This window comes from Methylorubrum populi (assembly GCA_036946625.1).
Taxonomy (GTDB): domain Bacteria; phylum Pseudomonadota; class Alphaproteobacteria; order Rhizobiales; family Beijerinckiaceae; genus Methylobacterium; species Methylobacterium populi_C.
In genome coordinates, this window is the sequence record JAQIIU010000003.1 from 1,622,887 (window position 1) to 1,646,849 (window position 23,963).

Sequence of the window (23,963 nt, forward strand, 5' to 3'; positions counted from 1 at the left end):
CGGGATGGGCGTTTTGTGATTCACGCGGTGGCTCGCCTCTGGTGAGCCGCCCATGCCGTCCTCTCTGTCGATCCTCGACCACTTCTCCGCCCTGGAGGATCCGCGCCAGCGCTGGCGCGTGGTCTACCCGCTGCCCGAAATCCTGCTGCTGATCCTGTGCGCCACGCTCTGTGGCATGGACGACTTCGTCGAGATCCGGCTCTGGGGTGAGCAGCGCCTGAGCTTCCTGCGCCGCTTCCTGCCCTACGAGCGCGGCCTGCCCGCCCACGACACCCTCAACGACGTCGTCAACGCGCTCGACGCCGACCTCTTCAAGGCCTGCTTCACGGCCTGGGTCGAGAGCCTGCGCGAGGCCGAGCCCGATCTCATGGCCATCGTCCTTCGACAGGCTCAGGATGAGGGGCAAAACCTCGCGGCGCTGCCACGCCAAGTCCGCCGGCCGGGCCGCCCTGCACACCGTCTCGGCCTGGGCCGCCCGTCAGCGTCTCGTGCTGGGCCAGGAGGCCGTCGCCGACAAGAGCAACGAGATCACCGCCATCCCCTGCCTCCTGGAGCGGCTCGAACTCAGGGGGGCACTCGTCACCCTCGATGCGATGGGGACCCAGACCGCCATCGCCGAAACCATCGTGGCCCGGGGCGGCGACTATCTGCTGGCGCTCAAGGGTAACCGTCCCACCCTCCACAACGACATCGTGCGCTTCTTCGCCGACCCAGGCGCGTTGATCGCGGACACCGACGAGACCATCGACAACGACCATGGCCGTCTCGAACGCCGCCGCGCCAGCGTGGGCCACGACGTGACTTGGCTCACCTCGGATCGCCGCTATCCCGATGAGCCGCACAGGCCCCATCTGGCGATGATCGGCTTGGTCGAGACACAGGTCGAGCGCGCCGGCAGGATCGAGCGCGAGCGGCGCTACTATCTCTCGTCGGCCAAGCTCGATGCCAAGACCTTCGCGACGGCCGTGCGCGCCCATTGGCAGATCGAAAATCGCCTGCACTGGGTGCTCGACGTCGTCGTCCATGACGACCTCGTGCGCCTGCGAACCGGATCAGGACCTCAGAACATGGCGGTCGTGCGCCACATGGCCATGAACCTCGTCCGCGCTCCACACGACCGTCACAGCCTCAAGGTCCGCAGAAAGCTCGCTAATCTCAATCCCGACTACCTCGAAGCCCTCGTCCGACAGACACCCATCCAAGCGAAAGAAACCTGAAGCGATTCCCCTGGTCACCCACGAGAAGCAGGCGGGCGCCGTCCGGCATGCGGCGGACGATGCCGTGGAGGGTCGGCACGTCGACCATCGACGCCTCGTCGACGAGGACCAGCGTCGTGGCGGCAATGCCCGCCAGGGTGTCCCGCTTGCGCAGCGCCGCCGCCCGCGCGTCGGCATCGGTGTCGCGGTCCTCGACCAACCGGTCGAGACGTTCGCGCTCTTCGAGCTCGCCCAACGTGCGCGCGAGCGTCCTGGCGAGGCGTCGGGTCGACCGGGACAAGCGAAGCGCGGCTTTCCCTGCCAGCGCGCACAACAGCACCTCGCCCCCGAGGCGCTCCCAAGCGTCGCAAAGCACCTTGCAGGTATGGGTCTTTCCCGTGCCGCCTCCTCCGGTCAGGCAAGCCACCGGTCGCGACAGGACCTGCATGACGGCCGCCGCCTGCTGCGGGTGCAGCGGCAGGCGCTCCGGGGTGACGTCGGCGACGAGTTCCGCGAGGCGGCTCGGCGGCGGCAGGCGGACGGGGCTTTCGGCGCCGCGGCCCATCAGCGTCCGCAGGCGCTCGACGATGCCGTCTTCCATCAGCGCCGCCCCGGGTGCGCGGTATCCGTCGTCGCCCGCCACGACCGCACCGTTCCGTTCCGCGGCGGCCATGGCGGTATCGACGGCGGCATCCGAGTCCGCCCTCAACAGCCGCGTCAGCGCGGACCGGAGGTCGGCCTCCGACAGCACCGTGTCGCCCTTGGCGAGTGCACGCTTCACGGCCTCGTCCGCGGCGCCCACCTGTCGACGGACGTCGTCGGGCGGGGCCCCGCCGGCCGACAGGACCCTGAGGCCGATGCCGTCGACGACCGGCCAGGGCAGCAGCGGCACTAACAGGTAAGGATTGTCCGTGAGCTTCTCGACGGCATCGTCGCCGAGGATGCGGATGACCCGGCGGGCGACGGCGAGGTTCGAGACGCCGTGCGCGTCGAACCATGCGAGGGCGGCAGCCTCGGACGTCGCATTCCTCCACGATGCGACCGCGGCGGCGGCGAGCCGGACAGCGAGCAGCGGGCGGTCCGGCGCCACGACGTCCGCGATCTCCTGAACGGCGCCCTCGTCGGACAGCACGGTGCCCAGCCGTTCGCCGAAGGCGTCCCAAAGCCGTCCGGCGCGCTCCTGCCCGATGCCCGGCGCGTGGGAGGCGAGGAATTCCCGGATCAGCTTGCCGGTCGGTAGGAGCCGGCGGAGGGCGTTCGCCAGCACCTGGCGCCCGTAGAACATGTCCTCGACCTGGCCGTCCACGCACCACCGTTCGCCGGCCGCCGGGACGCCGCCGACGTCGGCCATGTCGGCCCGCACCCTGACGCGCCGGCCGTGGTCCGGGTGCCCTTCCGTCAGGACGGTCGCCGAGAAAATGACGCCGAAATCGCGTACCGAGACGACCATCTCCACCGAGACTTCAATCATCGCGGCCGCTCCGTGCGGAGCACCTGACCGGCCGTTTCGAGGAGGCCCAACTGTTCCCGGTACCCGCGGATCTCGCGACGCTGCCGCTCGATGGTGGCGGCCTGCTCGGGGCGACCACCTTGGACAACTCGCCGCTACGTGCCTCGACCTGCTTGAGACGCGCGGCCACGGCCTTGTCGACTTCGTCCGCCTCGGACCTCGTGCCGATGGGCTTCAGTCCCTGTTCGACTGCGACCGCATTGAGCGCCGCCCTGAGCTCGGCGTATCGGAACAGGTGCTGCACCTGGCTTTCGCGTAAGCCGAGTGCCCGGCCGACCCCTTTGACGTTCACCTTGCCGTCCCGGGTCGTCGGCAACGTCGGCTCTCGCGTCGCGACCGGCTGCGCCTGCCAGGCCACGATGCACGCCGCGAGCCAAGGCTCCATCGCCGCGCGGATTTCGGGGAGCACCGATTTGCTCATCGGCTCACTCCGCCGCCTGCGTCTCGACTTGAAGGTACGAGGAGGAAAGCGCGGAAGGCGCGACCATCCTGCCGAGCGGCTTACCGACCGCGTCGCGGCAGGCCGTCTCCAACCTCTCCTGCAATCCAAGGTCCGAGAGCGACTTGCGGCCGGACGCGAGAAGGTCCGTCTCGCGGGCTCCGAGTTCCATCAGCAGGAAGGCGGACATCGCGTCCGCCGCTCGCCTCCGCTCGGAGACGGTCAGTGGCGCCATGGTGACGGGCACGTAGCCGTTCCGGTAGAGGATCTGGTTCAGGAACTCGTCCCGTTCCCGCTCGATGTCCGCCGACTCCAGCGACGGGAAGCATCTCGACTGCTGCACCACCGCGTCGATGACCTCGAAGCGGGTCGAGGCCCGGCCGACCAGATCGGGGATGCCGTCGTCGGGGACGAGCATCGGCAGGTTACCCTCGACCTCAGGGCCGTCGTCCGGCCGCGAGATCGCGCGCACCTTCTCGATCAGCGCCAGGGTCGCATGGAAGTCCGCCAGCGCCTGGTCGCGACGTTCGCAGTCGGTCTCGTGGGCGGTCTCGGTGGCGACGATCCTGGCGTGTAGCTCCGGAGGCACCCTTTCGTTGCGGTCGCGGTGCGCCTTGCGCTGCAGCTTGAGCTCCCGGCCCTCGTCGTCGCGTTCCGCGCCCTGTCGCGCCGTCGCGTCCGCACGGGCCATGATGGCGGAACCGTGCGCCCAGAGGGGAATGAGGAACGGGAGGCCGGTCACGAAGAACCGGCACCGGACGCAATTCTGCGCGCCCCCCGGCACCGGTGCATGGCCCAGCCTGCGTCTGGCCATCCTCGATGGCGCCTTCCATCCTCGATGGCGCCTTCACGGCCGAGCGCTGCCGGGAGTGGTGCAACCTCCACGGCATGCGCCACCACGTCGTCGAGAAGGACCCGGATCAGAGGGGCTTCGTCGTGCTGGAGCGACGCTGGGTCGTGGAGCGGACCTTCGGCTGGCTCAGCCACTGGGGCGGCTTGCTGCGCGAGCGCGCCGGTCGCCTCGATGTCGCCACCGGTCGCCTGGCCTGCGTCGCCTGCCTCGTGGCTGCCAACGCACTCAACAATCCCGCATGAAACAGAGTTCTCAAACAGGCTCTGAGGGCTATGCCTTTTAAGGTTCGTTTATATTAACTATATCCTTGCAATGAGCGAAGCATTGCAAGGATCCGATCCAGTCTGGTCTGCCGTCATTGAACGGTTCGAGAACTATGCGCCGACGAGCCTGATGGCCCGCACGGCCTTGGAACACGCGCTGCCGGCCGGCTGGATCGACGAGGTGTTCGAGCAGCATCGCCAGCGGCAATACACGCGGGAGTTGCTGTTCTCCACTGTCGTCAGGCTGACGATGCTCGTCGCTCTCGGCCTGCGCTCGTCGTTGCACGCCGCTGCGCGCGAAGCCGAAGACCTGACCGTCTCGCTGCCCGCCCTCTACGACAAGGTCAACCGCACCGAGCCCGACCTGCTGCGCGCCCTCGTGCGCGGCAGCGCGACCCGACTGGCCCCGGTGATGACCGCGGCGGGCACCGGCCATCCGAGCCTGCCGGGCTACGCACTGCGCGTGCTGGACGGCAACCATCTGCCCGGCAGCGACAAGCGCCTGAAGCCTCTGCGCGCGCATCGCGGCGCCGCCCTGCCGGGGCAGACCCTGGTCGTCTACGATCCCGATACCGGCCTGGCCGTCGATCTGGTGGCGGCCGAAGATGCTTATGCCGACGAACGGGCGCTGGCCCGGGCCCTCCTGGACGCTGCCGCGCCCGGTCAGGTCTGGGTCGCCGATCGGCACTTCTGTGTCCGGACCTGGCTGCAGGGTCTGGTTGAGGCAGGCAGCCACTTCGTGGTGCGTCGGCACGGCAACCATCCCCGCCTGGGCGCGCAGGGGGATTGGCAGGCGTGCGGCTCCTGCGAGACCGGCACACTGTGTGAGCAGAGCATTACGCTGGAGGGGAGCGGCGATGCGTGGCGGCGCATCGCGCTGAGCTTGACGGCGCCAACGACGGAGGGAGACCGGACGATCTGGCTGTGGAGCAACCTGCCGGCGAGCGTCAGTGCGGCGCAGATCGCGCAGGTGTATCGGCGACGCTGGCGGATCGAGGGTCTGTTCCTGCAGATGGAACGGGTGCTGCACAGCGAGGCCGGTCGCCTGGGTCGTCCGCGGGCGGCCCTGCTGGGGTTTGCCGCTGCCGTTCTGGCCCACAACGTGCTGAGCCTGCTGAGCGCGTGCATCGAGCAGGTGCACGGGCCCGAGCCGCGGGTCTCGGTGTTCCACCTGAGCCGTCAGATCGGTGCCGGCTACGAGGGGCTGATGGTGGCGCTCGGACACGGCTCTGTGTTGACGGGCCAGGAGGATGCGGCGAGCGTCGCGGCCCGCTTGCTCGCCTTGGCGGAGCGGGTCGACCCAGGGCGGATTGCAACCAGCCCGCGTGGTCCCAAGCGCAAGGTCGACAAGCCCTATGTAGCGGCGGCTACGGCCCGAAAACACGTCGCCACCGCCAGGGTCCTCGAAAAGGCCAAGCTAATGGCTAAGAAAACACCTTAAAAGGCATGGCTCTGAGGGCCCGTCTTGGCGACCCATTTGCGTAGTGCCTTCGAGATCATCTCAGGACTGTTGTCGCACCGGATGTGCTCCAGGATGCCGTGCCAGCACATCGCATCGGCCAGCGCCTCGATCACGCCGAGGCTGTTGATCCGCCGAGCAACCTTCAGCGCCAGGCAGGCCCGGCTGTGCTCGTCGATCAGCGTCAGGATGCGCAAGCGTCGGCCATCGTGGGTCTGCCCCTGCACGAAGTCGAAGCTCCAGACATGGTTGCGGTAGAGCAGACGCAGTCGCACGCAGGAGCCGTCGTTCAGCCACAGGCGGCTGCGCGGCCGGTGCTTCTGTGGGACCTTGAGCCCCTCGCGACGCCAGATGCGTTGTCACCGCGCAGATCGCAAAGGCCCGGAAAGAGCGGTGACAATCTTGCCTTGGCCGGCAGTTGTCTGATAAGGCGGCCGCCTCCCCGCGATGTCACCGATGTCATCGCCGGAGCGTCCTCGCGGCGCTCCGCCCCTTCGAGACACCTTGAACAGCAGGCGGCCGGTCTCGAATCCGTGCCGATGTGAGACCGATGAAGATTCGCAACTCGCTCAAGTCGCTGCGCGGACGTCACCGCGACAACCAGCTCGTGCGCCGCAAGGGCCGCGTCTACGTCATCAACAAGACCCAGAAGCGCTTCAAGGCCCGCCAGGGCTGATGGCCGACCGCGCTCGTGCGCGGCACCGGAGCGCGTTGACGGCAGGCGGGTTTGGGGTGGAAGCTCCGGCCTATGGACGTCCGTCGAACCCTCTTCCTGACCGTTCAATGCCTCGGTCTCGCACTGGCAGGCATCGGCGGCCCGGCCGTGGCGGCCGAGAAGGAAAAGCCGGCGAGTGAGCGCAAGGCACATCCGCCGGTCAGCCTCGACGACCTCTACGCCCGTCTCAAGCAGGCCGGCGACGAGGCCGAGGCCAAGGCGATCGCCACCCTGATCGAGCGGCGGCTCGGCCGCTCCGGCAGCGCCACCGCCGACCTCCTCTCAGACCGGGCCCGGCAGGCGATGAGCGGCAACGATCTGCCGCTGGCCGTCGAACTGATGGACCGTGCCGTCGCCCTGGAGCCGAACTGGGCCGAGGGCTGGAGCCGGCGCGCGACCGTGTTCTGGCGACTCTCCGATTCGGCCTCGGCCATCGCCGACCTGCAGCGGGCCCTGGTGCTGGAGCCGCGCCATTTCGAGGCCTGGGCCGCTCTGGGCAAGCTCTACCTCGCGCAGGACGACAAGGGCCGGGCGCTCGACGCCTTCCGCCGGGCGGAGGGACTTTATCCGCAATGGGACGTGCTGAAGAAGGCGATCGAGCGGCTGACCCCCGACGTGGAAGGCCGCGATCTCTGATTCGATCGCCGTGATGCCGGCCGATCTCCTGCGCCTCACCGGCCTTTCAGGGGAGGGCGCTGGGGCAGGCCCTCGCCCGGCCCGGCATCGGCCCCGTGATTCCGCTCGGCCATCCTTGCCGAGCAGGCGCCGCGTTGCCGAGAGATGCGCGTGCCGAGGGTGATCCCGCGGGCGAGGCCGACCCGATCGTGGCGACAGGTCTTCAGGCCGAGCCCTTGAACCGGGCGATGCCGCGGGCCCGGCGGATCGTGCGGCCCGGAGGCGGCCATATGCTGACCCACACCCCGGGACGGCGTGAGCGGATCGGCTGCGCCATCGGCGGAAGGAACCGGTCGAGGCGGAAAAGGTTTTGCGAAGCCGGCCAGCGCTGCGATCTGGATTGCTTCGGCTTCGCCTCGCAATGACGGAAAAGGATGATTCGCGTGTCGTTGCGAGCCGTCCGGCGAAGCAATCCGGCACCCGCGACGGCGCAGATAAGGGGGGCGGGCGTCGGTCCTCATCCATCTGCTGCCTGATTGACGGTGACGAGAACCGGGAGAACCTCTTCCGCAAACGAGAACGCCGGCGACACGGCTTTGAAACCGCGACGCCGACGCGAAAAACGTCCGTCACACCGAGGCGAGACGGCCGACTACGCCATGCCGAGGGCCTGGAGGTAGAGTTCGAGGATCGCCTCCTCCTCCTGGCGCTCGTCGTGGTCGCGCTTGCGCAGGGAGATGATCTTGCGCAGCACCTTCACGTCGAAGCCGTTGGCCTTGGCTTCGGCGTAGACGTCCTTGATGTCGCCCGCGATGCCGGCCTTCTCCTCTTCGAGGCGCTCGATGCGCTCGATGATGCTCTTGAGCTGGTCGGCGGCGACCGAGGACGGATCGACGGCGGGGGCAGGCGAGGCGGCCATGGCGGCGCTCCTTCAGGCGAGGGGAGGCGTGTGCCCGAAGGTCCACGCCGGATGTTCCGGGATTAAGCGATCAACCTTACCCGCTCGTTGATGCCGCGCCCGGCTTCAGTGGCCGGTGTTCCGGCTGGACGAGAAACGGGCCTGCTGCTCCGGGCTCGCCTCGGTCTGGTGCGTCCACTTCCACGCCTCGTAGGGCATGCCGTAGACGTGCTCGCGGCTCTCTTCCTTCGAGAGTCCGAGACCGCGCTCCTCCGCCGCGTCCTTCAGCCAGTTCGACAGGCAGTTGCGGCAGAAGCCGGCGAGATTCATCAGATCGATGTTCTGCACGTCGGTGCGGTTGCGCAGGTGCGAGACGAGGCGGCGGAACACGGCCGCCTCCAGTTCGGTCTGCGTAGCGGGATCGATTCCGTTCATGGCGGCTCTCGCAGCGTCGGTGGGATGCCGCTGAGGTCGTCCCGTGAGGCGCTCCCGTCAAGCGGCCGGGCGCAGCATCGGCCTCAGGATGCGGGCGAAGCGCTGCGCCCATTCCTCCTGACCCTCGGGACCGCCGATCAGATCCTGCCGGATCTCGACCAGCGCGTTGGGCAGGCCGCGGGCGGTGGCGTGGCGGTCGATCGTGTCGCCGGGCAGGCCGCCGCCGTAGGGCTGGTTGTCGCCGACGCACAGGCCCGCCGGATCGGCCCTCAGAGCCTCGATGAGCAGGCGGCTCAAGCCCGCGTCCCGGTCGTAGAGCACGCCGACCTGCCAGGGACGGGCGAGGGTGCGCCAGAACGGGGTGAAGCTGTGCATGGTCACCAGCATCGGGCGCACGCCCGCCGCTTCCGCGCGGGCCACCGCCTCGTCCACCGCCCGGTCGAAGGGCAGGTAGAAGCGGCGGACACGCTCGGCGACGCCGGCCGCGTCGATCCGGGCATTGCCCGGCACGACGGCACCGTCGGACAGGCGCATCACCAGGGTCGGGTCGAGCCGTCCGCGGTTCGGGTCGATGATCAGCCGCGAGAACTGCGTCAGCACCGCCGGTACGCCGAGCCGGGCGGCGAGGCGACGCGTCACCGCGGCCGCGCCGATGTCGTAGGCGATGTGGCGGGAGAATTCCGCTTCCGGTACGCCGAGCCGGGCGAGATCGTCCGGCACGGCGTTGGAGGCGTGCTCGCACACGAGCAGGAGCCCGTGCGCGGGATCGCCCTCCAGGCATTCGACGGGATGTTCGGGAAGGTTGCGGGTCTCGGGCTTGATGGACAGCATGGCGGCTTATCTGGGCCGGATCGGCCGGATCGAAAGGGTGTCGGCTGCGCAAGCAGGGCGGACATGCGGGAAAGACCCGGGGCCAATCAAAAAGAATGCCTCGGGACACGAAAGTTTTGTGAAACCGCGAAGGCTTGCCGACACGGCAGCGCTCGGGCAAGCACGAGCCAAACAAGAACCGTGCGAGGACGCTCATGATCGCCCCTGTCCCGATCGATCCGGCCCATGCGGAGCGTCGCGCCCTGCTCGCGTCGATCCTCGACGAGGCGATCGCCGCCGCCCATCCGCGCAAGTGCCTGGTCGGGCACCTGCCGGCGCCGACGCCGGGGCGGTTGATCATCCTCGGCGCGGGCAAGGCGGGCGGCAGCATGGCCGCGGTGGCGAGCCGGTTCTATCGCCAGGAGCACGGCGTGCCGGAGGACCGGATCGTCGGCCTCGCGGTGGCGCGCCACGGCTACGGCGAGGACGCCCCCGGCATCCGCATGGTCGAAGCCGGCCATCCCGTGCCCGACGCGGCCGGCATCGAGGCGACCAGGGAAGCGCTCGCCATCGCCGCCGGCGCCGGGCCGGAGGACGAGGTTCTGGTGCTGCTCTCCGGCGGCGGCTCGGCGAACTGGATCGCCCCCGCGGGCGACCTGACGCTTTCCGAGAAGCAGGCGATCACCAAGGCGCTGCTGCGCTCGGGCGCGCCGATCAATGAGATCAACGCGGTGCGCAAGCACCTCTCGCGCATCAAGGGCGGGCGCCTCGCCGTCGCCGCGCGGAACGCGAAGACGATCCTGACGCTGGCGATCTCCGACGTGCCGCACGACGATCCCTCGGTGATCGCCTCCGGCCCGACCGTGCCCGACCCGTCGACCCTCGCCGATGCCCGCGCGATCTGCGAGCGCCGCGGCATCACCCTGCCCGGATCGGCGCTCGCGCTGCTCCACGACCCGGCCAACGAGACGCCGAAGGCGGGCGACCCGGCTTTCGCCCGGGCCGAGTACCGCATCATCGCCCGGCCGATCGACGCGCTGGAGGCGGCGGCCGCCGCCGCGCGCCGGGCCGGCTACGAACCCGTGATGCTGGGCTCGGACCTCGAAGGCGAGGCCCGCGAGGTCGCCGCCGAACACGCGCGGCCGGCGCTGGAAGCGAAGCAGGCGGGCCGGCGCGTCGCGCTGATCTCGGGCGGCGAACTCACCGTCACCATCCGCGGCGAGGGCGACGGCGGGCCGAACCAGGAATACGCCCTGGCGCTCGCCCTGGCGCTCGACGGCGCCGAGGGCATCGCCGGCATCGCCGCCGACACCGACGGCACCGATGGCGGGCGCGGCGCCGCCACCGATCCGGCCGGCGGCCTGGTCGATGCGACCACCCTGGCCCGCGCCCGCGCCGCCGGTCTCGACCCGCGGGCGATGCTGGCGGACAACGATTCGACGCGATTCTTCGCGACGATCGGCGATCTCGTTCAGCCCGGCCCCACTCGGACCAATGTCAACGACTGTCGCATCATCCTCGTGGGCTGAGGCCCGCCGCCGTCTCACCGTCCGGCTCTGCCTCGCCGCAGGGCTCGCCATCCTCCCGCTCCCCGCTCTGGCCGACCTGCGCCTGTGCAACCAGACCGCCAGCAAGGTCGGCGTGACGCTGGGCTACCGCGACGCGCAGGGCTGGGTGACCGAGGGCTGGTGGGATCTGAAGCCACGCAATTGCGAGACTCTGCTGCGGGGCTCGCTGGCGGCCCAGTTCTACTACGTCTACGCGGTGGACTACACGCGCGGCGGCGAGTGGAGCGGGCGCGCGATGATGTGCACCCGCGACACCGCCTTCACCATCCGCGGCGTCGAGGATTGTCTCGCCCGCGGCTTCGACCGCAACGGCTTCATCGAGGTCGATACCGGCCGGCAGCGCAACTGGACGATCCAGCTTTCCGATCCCGGTCAGCCGCTGGCGGGCGGCCCGTAGGCCGGACGCGCTCGCTGCTTGCCGTGCATCCTCTTCGATCCTGCTTGGTGAATGGAGCGGCGCCCGCCCGCCGCCTCGCAGCCGCGAGGGCCGCCGACGATGCGTGGCCCTCATCGCCGGCCGGTACAAGAGGATCGTTCGGCGCTCGTCGCGCTCTGGATTGCTTCGGCTCCGCCTCGCAATGACGGAGAGAAAGACCCATACCGTCATTGCGAGCCGTCAGGCGAAGCAATCCAGGACCGCGACGGTCCCGGACGGAGCATCCGAGCGGCCGATACCTTTCGCCGGCAATACCGCGGAACCGAAGCGATCCGGAAGCCGGATGAGGCACGCGCGTCATCCAGAACCATTCGCCGGCCGTATCCTCGTGGTGGGCGAGCCGGTCTCGGTCTTCCGATTCCCTACCACTCCCATTCCGCGCCGACGCCGACCGAGGTGCGGCCGTCGCTGCCGGCCTCGCCGTTGAGCTTGATCCGGCGCGTCACGTCGTAGTTGATCGTCGCGGCGGTGTCCGCCGGCTTGGCGCCTGCCTTCACGCCGACGCTGATGCGGTCGTTGATGTAGCGCGAGGCGCCGACCGCCGGGCCGCCGCTCGCCCCCGTCGAAACGTCGAGACTGTCGAGGCCGAGCCCCTTGCGGGCGGATTCGAACACGTCCGGTCCGCCCGTGCCGCCGGAGAGCTGCGCCACGGCCTGGGCGAGCTGCAGGGCCTGGAACGGCGAGAGGCCGGCCGCCGCCTTCTTGAACAGGATGCGCGAGAGAATCTCGTCCTGCGGCAGGCTCGGGTCGGAGGAGAGCGCGAAGACCGGCTGTGCCGCGGGGCCCGTCACGGCGACGCGGGCGGTCACGTCGGCCGCCTTGGTCTCGGCGGCGAAGTCGAGATCGGGCTGGGCGATGTCGCCGGCGAAGAACACCCGGCCGCGGGTGAAGTCGAGGCGCTGGCCGCCGAGGGCGAACACGCCACGGCGCATGGAGAAGTCGCCGGTGGCCCGTGGGTCGCGCGAGGAACCGGTGACGTGCAGTTCGCCGCCGAGTTCCGCGTCGATGCCGCGGCCGCGCACGAAGATGCGGCTCGGCGCGCTCACGACCACGTCGAGGCCGGCATCGAAGGGCGGGGCCGCCTTCTTCCGCCGGTTCGCCGCTTCGATCTGCGCCCTGCGCTCGGTCCGCTTGGCGAGGCGCTCGCGGACCTGTGGCGTCGCATTGATCCTGCGAATGCCCGGCAGCGGCTGCACCGTGGCGGGCAGGCGGTCGGGCACCGAGACGTCGACCGAGACGACATCGACCCGGCCCCTGATCTGCGGCTTTCGGGCGAGCGGACCCGACAGGGCGAGGTTGAGGCTCGACACCGCGGTCATCAGCGGGTTCGACACCAGTTCGGCCCGGTCGGCGGTGATGCGCAGGGTGCCGGGGAAGCCCGAGGCCGGCTCGACGGCGACGCGCCCGTCCACGGCGATGCGCCCCCCGTTGCGGGTCGCCGCGGTCAGCCGCTCGATGACGATGGTGTCGCCCCGGCCCGTGACGCGCCCCTGGATGTCGGTGATGCGGATGCCGTTGAGCGGATCGGTGAGGCTGCCGCCCGACAGCGTCGCCGAGCCTTCCACCTTCGGCGCGGCGACGGTGCCGGTCACGCCCGCATCGAGCGCCACCCGGCCGGCGACGCGCTGGCCGCCGACGCTCAGCATCGAGTTGGCGAGGGCCGCGTCGAGGCTGCCTTTCGCGCGCAGGCTCAGGCTGCCGCCGGCCTCGATCGGGACCGAGCCCGTCACCGCCACGTCGGCGCCGCGCCCGGCCGAGACCCGGCCGTCGATACTGGCCTCGCCCTCGGCGAGCCGGCCGCTCGCCCGCGCGGTGATCGGCGGCAGCCCGGCCTTGCGGGTCTCCGGCGTGACCAGGCCGGCGACGCTGAGCGCGTAACGCCCCTCCGGCCGTGCGGCGGGTCCGCGGATGTCGGCCTCGCCTTCGAGCGTGCCGGACAGCGCGAGGGTCGGGCTCGCGATGCGCGCGAGCGAGAGCGGCAGGGCGCGGATGCCGACCTTGAGATCGAGGTTCGATCCGGCCCGTCCCTGCACGCTGACCCGACCCGAGCCGGCGGCGACGACGAGACCCTCGATCAGCGCCGAGCCGTCGTCGAGGGTGATCGCGGCCGGGCCGGTGAGCGCCAGCCGGTCGCCGCCGCGCCGAGCCGAGAACCGGGCGATCTCGACCCGCGTGCGCTCGGCCGGGATCAGGCGCGCGGCGCCGTCGAGGGCGAAGCCGCGGGCCTGGGCGGTGAGCACGATGTCGCTTGCCGCCGCGGTGCCGTCGGCGGTGAGCCGCACGGTGTCCACGGTCTGGCCGGAGGCGACGACGCGATCGATGTCGGCATGGCCGTCGATGACCGGACGCGCCCGCAGATCCCGCCCCGTCAGATCCGCGTCGAGACGGGCGAGGCCGAACGTGTCGTAGCGAAGGCGCGCGCCCGTCGCGCGGATCGCGGCGTCCTGCCGGCCGGCGGCGCGTGAGAGCGTCACCGCCGCGTCGAGGCTGCCGCCCATCGGTGCGAGGGCGAGAGCGGAGAGGTCGGCGAGATCGCCGGCGCGGACCGTCAGCGCGCCCTCGGCCAGCAGACTGTCCACATCCAGAGTGGCGTGACCGTCCGCGGCCACCGAGCCGAGGGCGAAGGCGAGCCGGTCGAGGGCGTAATCGGTCCGGGTCGGCCGGGCGATGCGCGCCTCGGCCCGCAGCGGCTTGCCGGCGATGTCGCCGGTCATCCGCACGGTGCCGTCGAGGGCGTCGCGCAGGTCGTTCAGCGCCGCGTCGAGGCGCAGGTCGCGGATCGGCCGGCCGTTGGCGGTCACGTCCGGCGCGCGCAGAGCTACCGTGAGAGCGGGCTCGATCAGCGAGCCCGTCAGCCGCGCATCGGCGCTCGCCGGGCCGGTGAGACGCTCGTCGAGGGCGGCGAGGGTCTTGAGGTCGAGGCGGGCGGCCACGTCGGCGGTTCTGGCGTCGGCCCGCCCTTGCAGGGTCGCGGCCATCCCGGCGCCGCCGAAGCGCAGGCGCTCGAAACCGTAGCCGTCGTAGGTCCGCGACACGCGCCCCGTCAGGGTCGGCGCACGGCCGACGAGCCGGTCGGCGACCGTCTGCCCGAGGACGAGCCCGTTTCCGCGCAGGTCGAGATCGGCCGAGAGCGCCTTGCGGGCCGGGTCGCCGCCCAACGCCGCCCGGGCATCGAGGCGCCCTGCCAATGTCCGCCCGACGAGCCCGGAAAAGGCACCGATATCCGGCAGGGCGGCCTCGACGGTGCCGGTCAGCGTGTTCTGGCCGAGCCGGCCGGTGTAGGAGGCATGAGCCGTATCGGAATCGACCCGCAGCGTGGTGACGTCGAGAACGCCGTCCGAACCGGCGGCGGCGCGAAGCGTCAGCTCGGCACGGCTGCCCACGGCGCGGCGCAGGGCCTGATCGGCCAGGCGCAGGCCCTCCACCGCCGCGTCGGCGGTGACGGCGAAGCGTTGCGCCTTCGGGTCGCCGGAGGGCTCGACGTTCAGGGACGCCACGACGCGTTCCAGCGACGACTCCTTCGTGCGCAGGCCGGCCGCGTCGAGGGTGCCCTTCACTTGCGGCGCCGAGAGCGGGCCCTTCAGGCTGCCGTCGAAGACCAGCGTCTCCAATTCCGCGTCTGCGGCCCTCGTGACGCCGCCCTCGGTCGGGATCGCTCTGGCCGAGATCGTGAAGTCGGCGACGCGGTCGGCGGTCAGGGTGCCGCCGATCCCGAGCCGTGCGGTGCGGGAGGCGAGTTCGAGCCGATCGATGCGGAAGCTGCCGCCGTCGGAAAAGGCCATGCCGCCGTCGAGCCTGGTCTCGCCAGAGAAGACCGCCGCGGCCGGGCCCGGCACGAGGCCCTCGATCCGCGAGGCGAGATCGAGGCTCAGGCGCCGGTCGCTGCCGATGCGCGAGAGGCGGGCGCCGCCCTTGGCGCCGATCTCGGGGCCGGCATCGAAGTCGAGCCGGGCGTTGAAGGAATCGAGCGTGCCGCGACCGTCGAGGTCGAAGTTGATCGGCGGCGTGCCGGGAAGGTTCGCCGCCTTCGAGAGCAGGCCGCCCTGCGGCTCGACGAGGTTCGCCTTCAGTTCCAGCCGCTCGCCCTTGGGCACGAACAGGAGTTGGGCGACGAAGCGCCCGGCCGCGTCGAGGCGGCGGAAATCCGCACTGAGATCGAGTCCTTCGGACGGGTTGCCGAGCCTGACCTTGCCGTCGGCGGTGAGGCGGGCCGGCTGACCGGCGACGCTCTCGCCCAGGACCAGTTCGGCGAGCTGAAAGCCCTTGATCTCGACTTTCACCGGAAGGTCGGGCAGCAGGCTGCCGTCGGGCTCGGCCTCCGCCGGCGTCGGGCCGGGCACGGGTCGGCGCAGCACCTCCAGGCGCCCGAGTTCGAGCGTGTCGATCTCGAGGCGTCCGGAGAGCAGGGCGAGCCGGCGCCAGACGAGGCGGGCGCGGTCGAGCTTCAACCAGGGGCCGTCGGAATCGCTGATGACGACGTCGCGGATGGCGGCATCCGACGACAGCGCCCCATCGACGGCGCCGATCGAGACCTGGGACGAGGGCGTCGAGAGCGCCTTCGACAGGATGCCGCCGAGCACGGTCTTCTCGCCCTCGGCGGCGCGGGTGAGATCGCTGGGGACGAAGGCGGCGAGAACGAGCAGGCCCAGCAGGACGACCGCAGCCCACGATCCTCTCCCTTTCACGGGGGCGGACGGAAGGAGGCGGAGCCTGCGACGCGGAAATCCCATTCAGAACGCCTGTCCGAGACTGATGTACAGGGCGGCCGGAAGCTCGCGGTTTCCCTTGATCCGGTCGAGCGGGAAGGCGAGGTCGGCGCGGATCGGACCGATGCCGGTGTAGTAGCGGACGCCGATGCCCGCCGCCTTGCGGATTCGCTCATCGAAATCCGGCAGGGACGAGGCGAAGGCGGTGCCGGCGTCGAAGAACGGCACGATGCCGATGGTGTCGGTGACCTTGATCCGCGCCTCGACCGAGGCCTCCAGCAGGCTGCGGCCGCCGATCGGCAGATTGAACGGTCCGCGCGGGCCCAGCGTGCGGAAGGCGAAGCCGCGCACCGAGCCGCCGCCGCCGGCGAAGAAGCGGAAGTTGTCGGGGATCTCGTCGAGCCGCGCGCCCGAGACCGAGCCGAAGCCGAGGCGCCCGGCGAGCACGTAGCGCGCCTCGTCGTCGAGGGCGTAGTAGGTCGAGCCCTGCGCCTTGGCGACGAAAATGCCGGGGTCGGAACCGAGGAAACCCGGATAGGGCGCGGCCGATGCGATGACCCGGACCCCCTCGGTCGGGTCGAGCAGGCTGTCGGTGGAATCGTAGGTCACCGAGAGCGGCACGCCGATCAGCCGGTAATCGACGCTGCCGATGGCGTCCTTCGAGCGGCCGACCTGCCCGTCGAGGCCGATCTGGGCCGAGACGGTGTCGGAGAAGCGATGCCGGAGCGCGACGGAGGCGCCCGCCGCATCGACGAAGTAGCTCTGCTGCACCTCGCGCGTGACGAACAGGTTGGCGAGAAGGTCGTTGCGGGTGCCGCCGAGCGCCGGCTTCACGAAGGTCGCCGAGAGGCGTCCGCCGAGGCCGGTCGTGTCGATGCCGGCGAGCTTGCGCTGGGTCGCGAACGGATCGTAGCCGAGTCCGAGATAGTAGATGTCGGCATCGAGCCGCAGGGTCTCGCCGCCGCCGAACAGGTTGCGGTTGGCGTAGTAGGCGCGCACGCCCGGTCCGTCGACGGTGGAGTAGCGGGCGGAGACGCCGATCAGGTTGCGCTCGCGCTCGGTCACCTCGACGAAGATCGGCAGGTTGCCCTGCGCGTCGAGGCTTTCGCCCTCCCGCACCCGCACGGCACCGAGCCCCTCGATGCGGGCGACCGAGCGGCGGATGTCGGCCACGGCTTTCGGCGAGTAGGGATCGCCCGGCTCCGCGTAGATGAAGGAGCGGATCACCGCCGGATCGATGCCGTCGGTCGCCTTGACCGCCACCTCGCCGATCCCGGCGATCGGCCCCGGATCGACGGTGAAGGTCACGTCCATGACGTGGGCGGCGTCGTCCACGACGGGATCGCGCGAGACCACCTTGGTGAAGGGATGGCCGAGAGCCCGGAAACGGTCGACGATCTTCGCCTCGCGGGCCAGCACCGTCGCCGAGCGGGCCGGCACGTCGTCGTCCGTCCGGGTGAAGCGCTCGGGCAGCACCGCCTCCGAGAAGGGCCTGCCGCGGGGATCGACGGCGCGCACATCGCGCAGGGTGTAGAGCGGGCCGAGATCGACCACGATCTTCACCGGCACCAGGGCCCGGTCGCGCGAGGCCTCCGCGGCGCGGGCGGCCGCCGTCAGCGAAGCCTCGCCGGTCACCGGCACCCCGTCGATGCGGATCGAGACGGTGCCCTGATAGTAGCCGTAGCCCGACAGCACGTCGGTCAGGCGGCGCCTGTCGGCCTCGGCGCGCCGCACCAGCCCCTCGCCGTCCGGCGGCGCCTCCTGGCGCAGGCGGTGGAGGGTCGAGGTATCCTGAAGCGCGGTGAGAATGTCCGAGTCGTCGGTGCCGGTGATGCGCAGGCTGTAGGGCAGCGCCGTGCCGCTCGGAGCGGGCGGCTCCTCCTCGGAGCCGAAGATGCCGAACGGATCGAAGGCGTGGGCCGGCTGCGGCGGGACCATCAGGGCCACGACACTCAGGAGAACGCCACCGAAGGCCGGCGAACGCAGCGGGCAGTTCATCCGGACGAGCATTCGATGGGTGAGGTCCCTGGTCCGTTACGGTCGATGCCTCCAGGAAAGCATCCGGATGTTAACTACCCGTCGAGCCCGCACAGGGCTACCCCGGCCACGCTTGGCACACCGTTCGATCGAGGAAAGGTGAGCGGACAACGGCTCGCTGTGCCCGGTCGGCCGCAGATCGATGATCGTTGGCACCTCCGGCGCCGAATCCGCGCGCATCGTCTTTTCGGACAAGCCGGCAGCCACCTTTCGGGACGATGCTCTCGGTTTTTGCTTTTGCATCGTCTTTTTCCGAAAGCCGGCCGCCACCTTTCGGGACGATGCGCTAATCGTCGTCGTCGACCATGGTGATCTGAGGCGGCAACGGCAGGCTGATGGTGCAGCACAGGCCGTCCGGCTCGAAGGCGAGATCGGTGTCCGCCTTGAGTTCGTAGCGCAGGCTGCGCTCGAGGACTTCCATGCCGAAGCCGCGATGCGCGGGCGTCGGCGCGAGGGTTCCGAGACCGCTCTCCGTCCAGGCGAACGTCAGCCGTGGACGGGTCTCCGGAGCCGCGGGAGGCGAGACCGTCCAGGTCACCCGGATCCGGCCCTGCGGAACGGTCAGGGCGCCGTGCTCGACGGCGTTCACGGCCAGTTCGTGGATCGCCATGGAGAACACTTCCGCCGCCCCGGGGCGCAGGCGCAGGCTCGGTCCCGAAATCGCGACCTGCTCGCCCTCACGGGCGAGATGGACCAGAAGCTCGTCGGCGACGAGGGAATGCAGGCCGATGCCGTCGGGCACATTGCGCATCAGGGCGTTGAGCACGCGTGCGACCGCGTCGAGCCGCCCGTCGAGATGGGCGGTGTAGGTCTCCACGGAATCGCTCGTTTCGGCCGACCGGCGGATGATCGCCCGCATCATGGCGAGCGTGTTGCGCACCTGATGGCGCTGCTCGGCGGGCAGGCCCTTCTCGTCGAGGAAGCGGCGCAGGCGCCGGTTCTCGGCCTCCAGCTCCTCGATACGTGCGTCCCGCGGATCCTGGTTCATGACTTAGCCGTTCGCTGACCTCAACAGGATGAACCGGCTAACCGCCGCTCATCAATCGTCGCTCATTGCCGATGGATCGCGCTCGTAGTGGAGATAGGAGGGGTCGAACAGCGAGGCGGCCTGGAGCGCCGAAAAGTCCGGAATCGTCAGTTGCCGGCCGCGCAGGCGGATCAGGCCCGCCGCCCGCAACTCCTTGAGGGTGCGGTTGATGTGAACCGTCGAGAGACCCATCGCGTCGCCGAGATCGGCTTGGGTGATGGGAAACTCGCAGCTCGTCTCGCTCGTCACGCCGACGGCCCGCAGCCGGAGGAACAGCTCGCAGAAGAGATGCCCCAGACGCTCGGTCGCGAGGCGCTGGCCGAGACTGACGGTCCATTCGCGCTGGATTGCCGCCGAGACCAGCATCTCCCACCACAATGCCTCCGTCAGGCGCGGAAACTGCAGCGAGATTTCGCGGATCGCGTGCTCGGAGACCTCGGCCAGAACCACCGGCGTCAGCGTTCCGAGGGAATGATCCATCTTGCGCAGCACGAAGACGTGCGGATCGCACAGATCGCCCGGAAGGAAGATCGAGATGACCTGACGGCGGCCGTCTTCGAGCTGCTTGTAGCGGCAGGCCCATCCTTCGAGGACGACGTTGACGTGGCGCGGCCGGTCGCCGTCGCGGATCACGTCCTCGCGGGCCCCGAGACGTCGGGTCGGCTGGGCGATCTTCTCCAACGCCTGCCTCTCTTCCCGGGACAGGCGAACGAAGTTTTCCAGCTTGCGTGCGAGCGGGTTGGGCAAATTGGGTTCCTTGGCCGAGGCGCCACAACCTAGCGCTCGTCAAGCCCTATCGAATTCACGCAGGTTATTTTGGCAAGGGACCGCGTCGGCGTGTGAGCAAAAACCGGGGTCAGGGGCAAAGATGCCGCATCGGCGATGTGTCCGAGTGCGGTGAACGCCAAAGCTCGGCTTGCCTCCGCGTGAGAAGATCGTGTGGGCCAAGAGTTGCCGCGGATCGGGGCATGTGTCGACAATCAGCGGACGATGCTTTCCGTCCTCGTGACGTGCCGTCTTGAAAGGGAAGTTTGGTGGGGGAAGTAGGACTCGAACCTACGAAGCTTACGCAGCGGATTTACAGTCCGCCCCCTTTGCCGCTCGGGACATTCCCCCAAACCGGGTCGCCGCGTCCGCATCGCGGCGGGCGAGGCCCTTATGGTGAGGCCGGGATCGGGTGTCAACCGATCCGTTTCGCCGGTTTTCTATCCACAGGGCGCGAGGTCGCAGATTCTCACCTGCGCGCGTTCGGCTCCGCGCCAGCGATCGCAGGACAGCGTGCCGGCGACGTGGAAGTTGCAGCCGATGCCGCCGAGCAGGGCGGCCCCGAGGGGGCCCTGCGCGGCGCGGAAGGCGATGGCGCCGACGGCCTGCCCGTCGCCGCCGACGAGCCGTGCGCGGACATGCCCGTTGCCGACGATGCCCGCATCGGCGAGGCGGTGGCGGGGCAGCGCCATCACCGGCTCGGGCGCTCCCTGTCCGAACGGGCCGGCGCGCTGGATCAGGCGGACCAGTTCTGCGGTCGCGCCCCCGGCGCTCACCGTGCCGTCGACCAGCAGCGCCTCGGCGGCGCGGGCCCGGCCGACGGCCTCGGTGAGATCGCGGGCGAGGCCGTCTCCGAAGGCCGCGAGACCGCCCGGGGCGAGGGTGACGCCCGCGGCCATGGCGTGGCCGCCGCCCTTCACCGCACGCCCGGCCTCGACCGCGGCGCGCACGGCACCGCCCAGATCCGCGCCGGCGACCGAGCGGCCGGAGCCGACGGCACTGCCATCCGGTTTGACCGCGAAGGCGAAGGCGGGACGGCCGAAGCGTTCCTTGAGGCGCGCGGCGATGAGGCCGACGATGCCGGGATGCCATTCGGGCGAGGCGGTCACCAGCACCGGACGCTCGGGCTCGCGGGTGAGCAGGGCATCCATCTCGGCTTCCGCCTCGGCGACCGCCTGCGCCTCGATGGCCTGGCGCTCGCGGTTGAGCCGGTCGAGTTCCTCGGCGATGCCGCGTGCCTCGGTTGGATCGACGGTGGTGAGGAGGCGGGCGCCGAGCCCGGCATCGCCGATGCGCCCGCCCGCGTTGATGCGCGGGCCGACGAGGAAGCCGAGATGCCACGCCTCCGGCGGCTCGCCGAGGCCCGCCGCGTCGAGAAGGGCGGCGAGGCCCGGCCGGCCGCGCCCGCGCATCACCGCGAGGCCCTGGACGACGAAGGCGCGGTTGAGTCCCGTGAGCGGCACCACGTCGGCGACGGTGGCGAGCGCCACGAGATCGAGGAAGTCGGTGAGCCGCGGCTCGCCGCTCGTCGCGAACACGCCGGCTGCGCGCAACCGGCGCGCGAGGGCGACGAGGGTCATGAAGACCACGCCCGCCGCGCAGAGATGGCCGAGGCCGGACAGGTCGTCGAGCCGGTTCGGGTTCACCAGGGCGCGGGTCTGGGGAAGCTCTTCCGGCGCCCCGTGATGGTCGAGCACGATCACGTCGAACCCGAGTGCTGCGGCGGCGGCCAGCGGCTCGTGTCCGGCGGTGCCGCAGTCGACGCAGACGAGGAGACTCGCGCCCGCCTCGCGCAACGCCGTCACCGCGCCGACATTCGGGCCGTAACCCTCGGTGATCCGGTCGGGGATGTGGATGCGCACGGGAACGCCGAGCGCCCGCAGGTAGTCGGCGAGCAGGGCCGCGCTCGACGCGCCGTCCACGTCGTAGTCGCCGAAGATCGCGACCGACTCGCGGGTCCGGACGGCGCGGGCGAGCCGGTCGACCGCCGCTTCCATGTCCACGAGGACGGCGGGGTCCGGCATCAGGTCGCGCAGTCGCGGTGCGAGATAGGCTTCGGCCTCCGCCGGTCGCACGCCGCGCCCGACGAGGACGCGGGCGAGCAGGTCCGGCAGGCCGTAGGCCTGGGTCATCGTCGTCGCCAGCGCCTGCTGTCCGGGATCGCCGCAGCGCGCGCGCCACGGCCGCCCGAGCACCGAGGCGGCGACGTCGAGGAAGGGGCGAGACAGGTCCGGAGACGGGTCGAGGAGCATGGCGGCGGTCACGGGGCGGACCATAGCCGTTTCTGCCCGCGATGGCTGCGCCCCGCAAACGACAGCGGGGCGGGCGATTTTTTTCGCCCGCCCCGCCGCGATGTCGGCCGCTTCGGCCGATCAGAGGTTCTTGAGGATGTTGTCGACCACCTTCTTGGCATCGCCGAACAGCATCATCGTGTTGTCGCGGAAGAACACCTCGTTCTCCACGCCGGCGTAGCCGGAGCCCATGCCGCGCTTGATGAAGAGCACGGTCTTGGCCTTCTCCACGTCGAGGATCGGCATGCCGTAGATCGGCGAGGCCTTGTCGGTCTTGGCGGCCGGGTTGGTGACGTCGTTGGCGCCGATCACGAAGGCCACGTCGGCCTGCGGGAACTCGCCGTTGATGTCCTCCAGCTCGAACACCTCGTCGTAGGGCACGTTGGCTTCGGCCAGGAGCACGTTCATGTGCCCCGGCATGCGGCCCGCCACCGGGTGGATGGCGTATTTCACGTCCACGCCCTCCTTCTTCAGCATGTCGGCCATCTCGCGCAAGCTATGCTGCGCCTGGGCGACCGCCATGCCGTAGCCGGGGACGATGATGACCTTCTCGGCGTTCTTCATGATGTAGGCCGCGTCGTCCGGCGAGCCCTGCTTCACGGGGCGCGTCTCGACCTGCCCGCCGCCGGCCGCTGCGGCGGAGTCACCGCCGAAGCCGCCGAGGATCACCGAGATGAACGAGCGGTTCATCGCGTGGCACATGATGTAGGACAGGATCGCACCCGACGAGCCGACCAGCGAGCCGGTGATGATGAGCGCGAGGTTGCCCAGGGTGAAGCCGATGCCGGCCGCCGCCCAGCCCGAGTAGGAGTTCAGCATCGACACGACGACCGGCATGTCGGCGCCGCCGATCGGGATGATGATCAGGCCGCCGAGGACCAGCGACACGATCACGATCAGCCAGAACGCCACCTTCGACTCGGTGCCGATGAAGATGGCGATGAGCGCCACCAGACCGGCCGCCATGGCGAGGTTGATGATGTGCCGGCCCGGCAGCATGATCGGCTTGCCGGACATGCGCCCGTCGAGCTTGGCGAAGGCGATGACCGAACCCGTGAAGGTGATCGCACCGATCGCGACGCCGAGGCCCATCTCGAACAGCGACTGCTTGTGGAAGTGGCCGTTCTCGATGATGCCGAAGGCCTGGGGCGCGTAGAGCGCACCGGCCGCCACCGCGACCGCCGCGAGGCCGACCAGCGAGTGGAAGGCGGCGACGAGCTGCGGCATCGCCGTCATCGGCACCCGCTTGGCGATCACCGCGCCCGCGCCGCCGCCGATGGCGAGGCCGAGGAGCACGAGGATCCAGGCGCCGAGCCCTGCCGGCGGATGGCCGACCAGCGTGGTGAGGATGGCGAGCGCCATGCCCACCATGCCGTAGAGGTTGCCCTGACGAGCGGTCGTCGGGTGCGAGAGCCCCCGCAGCGCCATGATGAACAGGACGCCGGAGACGATGTAGAGAAGGGAAGAGACGTTTTCCGACATCGCCTCAGGCCTTCTTCTTGTACATGCCGAGCATGCGCTGGGTGACGAGGAAGCCGCCGAAGATGTTCACGGAGGCGAGGACGATGCCGATGAAGCCGAAGAAGCGGGCCCAGCCGGTGCCCTTCTCGATCAGCGGGACACCGACGGCGAGCAGGGCGCCGACGACGATGACGGAGGAGATCGCGTTGGTGACGGACATCAGCGGCGTGTGCAGCGCCGGCGTGACCGACCAGACGACGTAGTAGCCGACGAAGATCGCGAGGACGAAGATCGCGAGCCGGAACACGGTCGGATCGACCGCGCCGTGGGTGGCGGCCGCGACGCCGTGGCCGAGCGCGTCGGCGATCGATTGCGCGTGGGCGGCGTTCTGCTGGGCGATGTCGGCCGCGGCACGCGCGGCGGCGGCGGCGGCCTGGGCTTGGTCTGCGGGCGAGACGGGCGGAAGGGTTGCCATGATT

At 70.3% G+C, this 23,963-nt stretch carries 19 protein-coding genes, 1 tRNA gene and 2 pseudogenes; 7 read left to right on the top strand and 15 right to left on the bottom strand.

What is annotated here, in order from left to right; genetic code table 11:
• Positions 1-52: 52 nt before the first annotated feature.
• Positions 53-1,217 (top strand): annotated as a pseudogene (locus PGN25_19105) (ISAs1 family transposase).
• Here the strand turns inward: PGN25_19105 and PGN25_19110 are convergent.
• The 3 genes from PGN25_19110 to PGN25_19120 are packed head-to-tail and all read right to left on the bottom strand — an operon-like array spanning position 1,156 to position 3,959.
• Positions 1,156-2,667 carry an AAA family ATPase gene (locus PGN25_19110; GenBank protein ID MEH3119628.1) on the bottom strand — a complete coding sequence of 504 codons (1,512 nt, stop codon included), beginning with the start codon at positions 2,665-2,667 and terminating at the stop codon, positions 1,156-1,158. The pseudogene PGN25_19105 and the gene PGN25_19110 overlap by 62 nt on opposite strands.
• Complete coding sequence (locus PGN25_19115) at positions 2,660-3,127, bottom strand: hypothetical protein (protein MEH3119629.1); 468 nt, start codon at positions 3,125-3,127, stop codon at positions 2,660-2,662. The genes PGN25_19110 and PGN25_19115 overlap by 8 nt, the downstream gene beginning before the upstream one ends.
• Positions 3,128-3,131: 4 nt before the next feature.
• Positions 3,132-3,959, bottom strand: a complete 828-nt coding sequence (locus PGN25_19120; protein ID MEH3119630.1) for a hypothetical protein — start codon at positions 3,957-3,959, stop codon at positions 3,132-3,134.
• A 5-nt stretch (positions 3,960-3,964) separates the two neighbouring features.
• Between PGN25_19120 and PGN25_19125 the strand changes: the two genes are divergently transcribed.
• Positions 3,965-4,240, top strand: coding sequence for a transposase (locus tag PGN25_19125; protein ID MEH3119631.1), 276 nt, complete (start codon positions 3,965-3,967; stop codon positions 4,238-4,240).
• A gap of 151 nt (positions 4,241-4,391) precedes the next feature.
• Complete coding sequence (locus PGN25_19130) at positions 4,392-5,702, top strand: IS4 family transposase (protein MEH3119632.1); 1,311 nt, start codon at positions 4,392-4,394, stop codon at positions 5,700-5,702.
• 23 nt (positions 5,703-5,725) lie between these two features.
• Here the strand turns inward: PGN25_19130 and PGN25_19135 are convergent.
• Positions 5,726-6,079 (bottom strand): annotated as a pseudogene (locus tag PGN25_19135) (DDE-type integrase/transposase/recombinase).
• 191 nt (positions 6,080-6,270) lie between these two features.
• Here PGN25_19135 and ykgO point away from each other — a divergent pair.
• Both ykgO and PGN25_19145 read left to right on the top strand, forming a co-directional pair.
• Positions 6,271-6,396: a type B 50S ribosomal protein L36 gene (ykgO, locus tag PGN25_19140; protein MEH3119633.1), complete on the top strand. Its 126-nt coding sequence runs from the start codon at positions 6,271-6,273 to the stop codon at positions 6,394-6,396.
• Positions 6,397-6,468: 72 nt separating this feature from the next.
• Positions 6,469-7,071 (top strand): tetratricopeptide repeat protein, encoded by a 603-nt coding sequence (locus PGN25_19145; protein ID MEH3119634.1) that lies wholly within the window; start codon positions 6,469-6,471, stop codon positions 7,069-7,071.
• A gap of 631 nt (positions 7,072-7,702) precedes the next feature.
• Here PGN25_19145 and PGN25_19150 read toward each other — a convergent pair.
• The 3 genes from PGN25_19150 to PGN25_19160 form a co-directional block, all read right to left on the bottom strand.
• Entirely contained in the window at positions 7,703-7,969 is a 267-nt protein-coding gene (locus PGN25_19150) for a DUF2312 domain-containing protein (protein ID MEH3119635.1), read from the bottom strand.
• Positions 7,970-8,074: 105 nt separating this feature from the next.
• Positions 8,075-8,383, bottom strand: a complete 309-nt coding sequence (locus tag PGN25_19155) for a DUF1244 domain-containing protein (protein MEH3119636.1) — start codon at positions 8,381-8,383, stop codon at positions 8,075-8,077.
• 57 nt (positions 8,384-8,440) lie between these two features.
• Positions 8,441-9,214 (bottom strand): N-formylglutamate amidohydrolase, encoded by a 774-nt coding sequence (locus PGN25_19160; protein MEH3119637.1) that lies wholly within the window; start codon positions 9,212-9,214, stop codon positions 8,441-8,443.
• Between the two features lie 194 nt (positions 9,215-9,408).
• On the opposite strand from PGN25_19160, the gene PGN25_19165 reads away from it, so the two are divergent.
• Both PGN25_19165 and PGN25_19170 read left to right on the top strand, forming a co-directional pair.
• Positions 9,409-10,722 carry a glycerate kinase gene (locus PGN25_19165; GenBank protein MEH3119638.1) on the top strand — a complete coding sequence of 438 codons (1,314 nt, stop codon included), beginning with the start codon at positions 9,409-9,411 and terminating at the stop codon, positions 10,720-10,722.
• On the top strand, positions 10,688-11,158 hold the full coding sequence (locus tag PGN25_19170; GenBank protein ID MEH3119639.1) for a DUF1036 domain-containing protein: 471 nt from the start codon (positions 10,688-10,690) through the stop codon (positions 11,156-11,158). The genes PGN25_19165 and PGN25_19170 overlap by 35 nt, the downstream gene beginning before the upstream one ends.
• A 401-nt stretch (positions 11,159-11,559) precedes the next feature.
• Here the strand turns inward: PGN25_19170 and PGN25_19175 are convergent, their stop codons facing one another.
• The 8 genes from PGN25_19175 to PGN25_19210 form a co-directional block, all read right to left on the bottom strand.
• Complete coding sequence (locus PGN25_19175) at positions 11,560-15,927, bottom strand: translocation/assembly module TamB domain-containing protein (GenBank protein MEH3119640.1); 4,368 nt, start codon at positions 15,925-15,927, stop codon at positions 11,560-11,562.
• Positions 15,928-17,913: an autotransporter assembly complex protein TamA gene (locus PGN25_19180; protein ID MEH3119641.1), complete on the bottom strand. Its 1,986-nt coding sequence runs from the start codon at positions 17,911-17,913 to the stop codon at positions 15,928-15,930.
• Positions 17,914-18,226: 313 nt separating this feature from the next.
• Positions 18,227-18,928: a sensor histidine kinase gene (locus PGN25_19185; protein ID MEH3119642.1), complete on the bottom strand. Its 702-nt coding sequence runs from the start codon at positions 18,926-18,928 to the stop codon at positions 18,227-18,229.
• Positions 18,929-18,979: 51 nt separating this feature from the next.
• Entirely contained in the window at positions 18,980-19,714 is a 735-nt protein-coding gene (locus tag PGN25_19190; GenBank protein ID MEH3119643.1) for a Crp/Fnr family transcriptional regulator, read from the bottom strand.
• 285 nt (positions 19,715-19,999) lie between these two features.
• Positions 20,000-20,083, bottom strand: a tRNA-Tyr gene (locus PGN25_19195).
• Positions 20,084-20,172: 89 nt separating this feature from the next.
• Complete coding sequence (gene recJ / locus PGN25_19200; protein MEH3119644.1) at positions 20,173-22,008, bottom strand: single-stranded-DNA-specific exonuclease RecJ; 1,836 nt, start codon at positions 22,006-22,008, stop codon at positions 20,173-20,175.
• 96 nt (positions 22,009-22,104) lie between these two features.
• Positions 22,105-23,505, bottom strand: coding sequence for an NAD(P)(+) transhydrogenase (Re/Si-specific) subunit beta (locus tag PGN25_19205; GenBank protein ID MEH3119645.1), 1,401 nt, complete (start codon positions 23,503-23,505; stop codon positions 22,105-22,107).
• A 4-nt stretch (positions 23,506-23,509) separates the two neighbouring features.
• Positions 23,510-23,959 (bottom strand): proton-translocating transhydrogenase family protein, encoded by a 450-nt coding sequence (locus PGN25_19210; protein MEH3119646.1) that lies wholly within the window; start codon positions 23,957-23,959, stop codon positions 23,510-23,512.
• Between the last annotated feature and the right edge of the window lie 4 nt (positions 23,960-23,963).

Bases quoted from the DNA above. Each gene is read 5' to 3' on its own strand.
- PGN25_19170 (MEH3119639.1), top strand. From the start codon at position 10,688: ATGTCAACGACTGTCGCATCATCCTCGTGGGCTGAGGCCCGCCGCCGT.
- PGN25_19115 (MEH3119629.1), bottom strand. From the start codon at position 3,127: ATGAGCAAATCGGTGCTCCCCGAAATCCGCGCGGCGATGGAGCCTTGG.
- PGN25_19185 (MEH3119642.1), bottom strand. From the start codon at position 18,928: ATGAACCAGGATCCGCGGGACGCACGTATCGAGGAGCTGGAGGCCGAG.
- PGN25_19130 (MEH3119632.1), top strand. From the start codon at position 4,392: ATGGCCCGCACGGCCTTGGAACACGCGCTGCCGGCCGGCTGGATCGAC.
- PGN25_19210 (MEH3119646.1), bottom strand. From the start codon at position 23,959: ATGGCAACCCTTCCGCCCGTCTCGCCCGCAGACCAAGCCCAGGCCGCC.
- recJ (MEH3119644.1), bottom strand. From the start codon at position 22,008: ATGGTCCGCCCCGTGACCGCCGCCATGCTCCTCGACCCGTCTCCGGAC.
- PGN25_19145 (MEH3119634.1), top strand. From the start codon at position 6,469: ATGGACGTCCGTCGAACCCTCTTCCTGACCGTTCAATGCCTCGGTCTC.
- PGN25_19125 (MEH3119631.1), top strand. From the start codon at position 3,965: ATGGCGCCTTCCATCCTCGATGGCGCCTTCACGGCCGAGCGCTGCCGG.
- PGN25_19175 (MEH3119640.1), bottom strand. From the start codon at position 15,927: ATGGGATTTCCGCGTCGCAGGCTCCGCCTCCTTCCGTCCGCCCCCGTG.
- PGN25_19205 (MEH3119645.1), bottom strand. From the start codon at position 23,505: ATGTCGGAAAACGTCTCTTCCCTTCTCTACATCGTCTCCGGCGTCCTG.
- ykgO (MEH3119633.1), top strand. From the start codon at position 6,271: ATGAAGATTCGCAACTCGCTCAAGTCGCTGCGCGGACGTCACCGCGAC.
- PGN25_19155 (MEH3119636.1), bottom strand. From the start codon at position 8,383: ATGAACGGAATCGATCCCGCTACGCAGACCGAACTGGAGGCGGCCGTG.
- PGN25_19150 (MEH3119635.1), bottom strand. From the start codon at position 7,969: ATGGCCGCCTCGCCTGCCCCCGCCGTCGATCCGTCCTCGGTCGCCGCC.
- PGN25_19160 (MEH3119637.1), bottom strand. From the start codon at position 9,214: ATGCTGTCCATCAAGCCCGAGACCCGCAACCTTCCCGAACATCCCGTC.
- PGN25_19110 (MEH3119628.1), bottom strand. From the start codon at position 2,667: ATGATTGAAGTCTCGGTGGAGATGGTCGTCTCGGTACGCGATTTCGGC.
- PGN25_19165 (MEH3119638.1), top strand. From the start codon at position 9,409: ATGATCGCCCCTGTCCCGATCGATCCGGCCCATGCGGAGCGTCGCGCC.
- PGN25_19180 (MEH3119641.1), bottom strand. From the start codon at position 17,913: ATGCTCGTCCGGATGAACTGCCCGCTGCGTTCGCCGGCCTTCGGTGGC.
- PGN25_19120 (MEH3119630.1), bottom strand. From the start codon at position 3,959: ATGGCCAGACGCAGGCTGGGCCATGCACCGGTGCCGGGGGGCGCGCAG.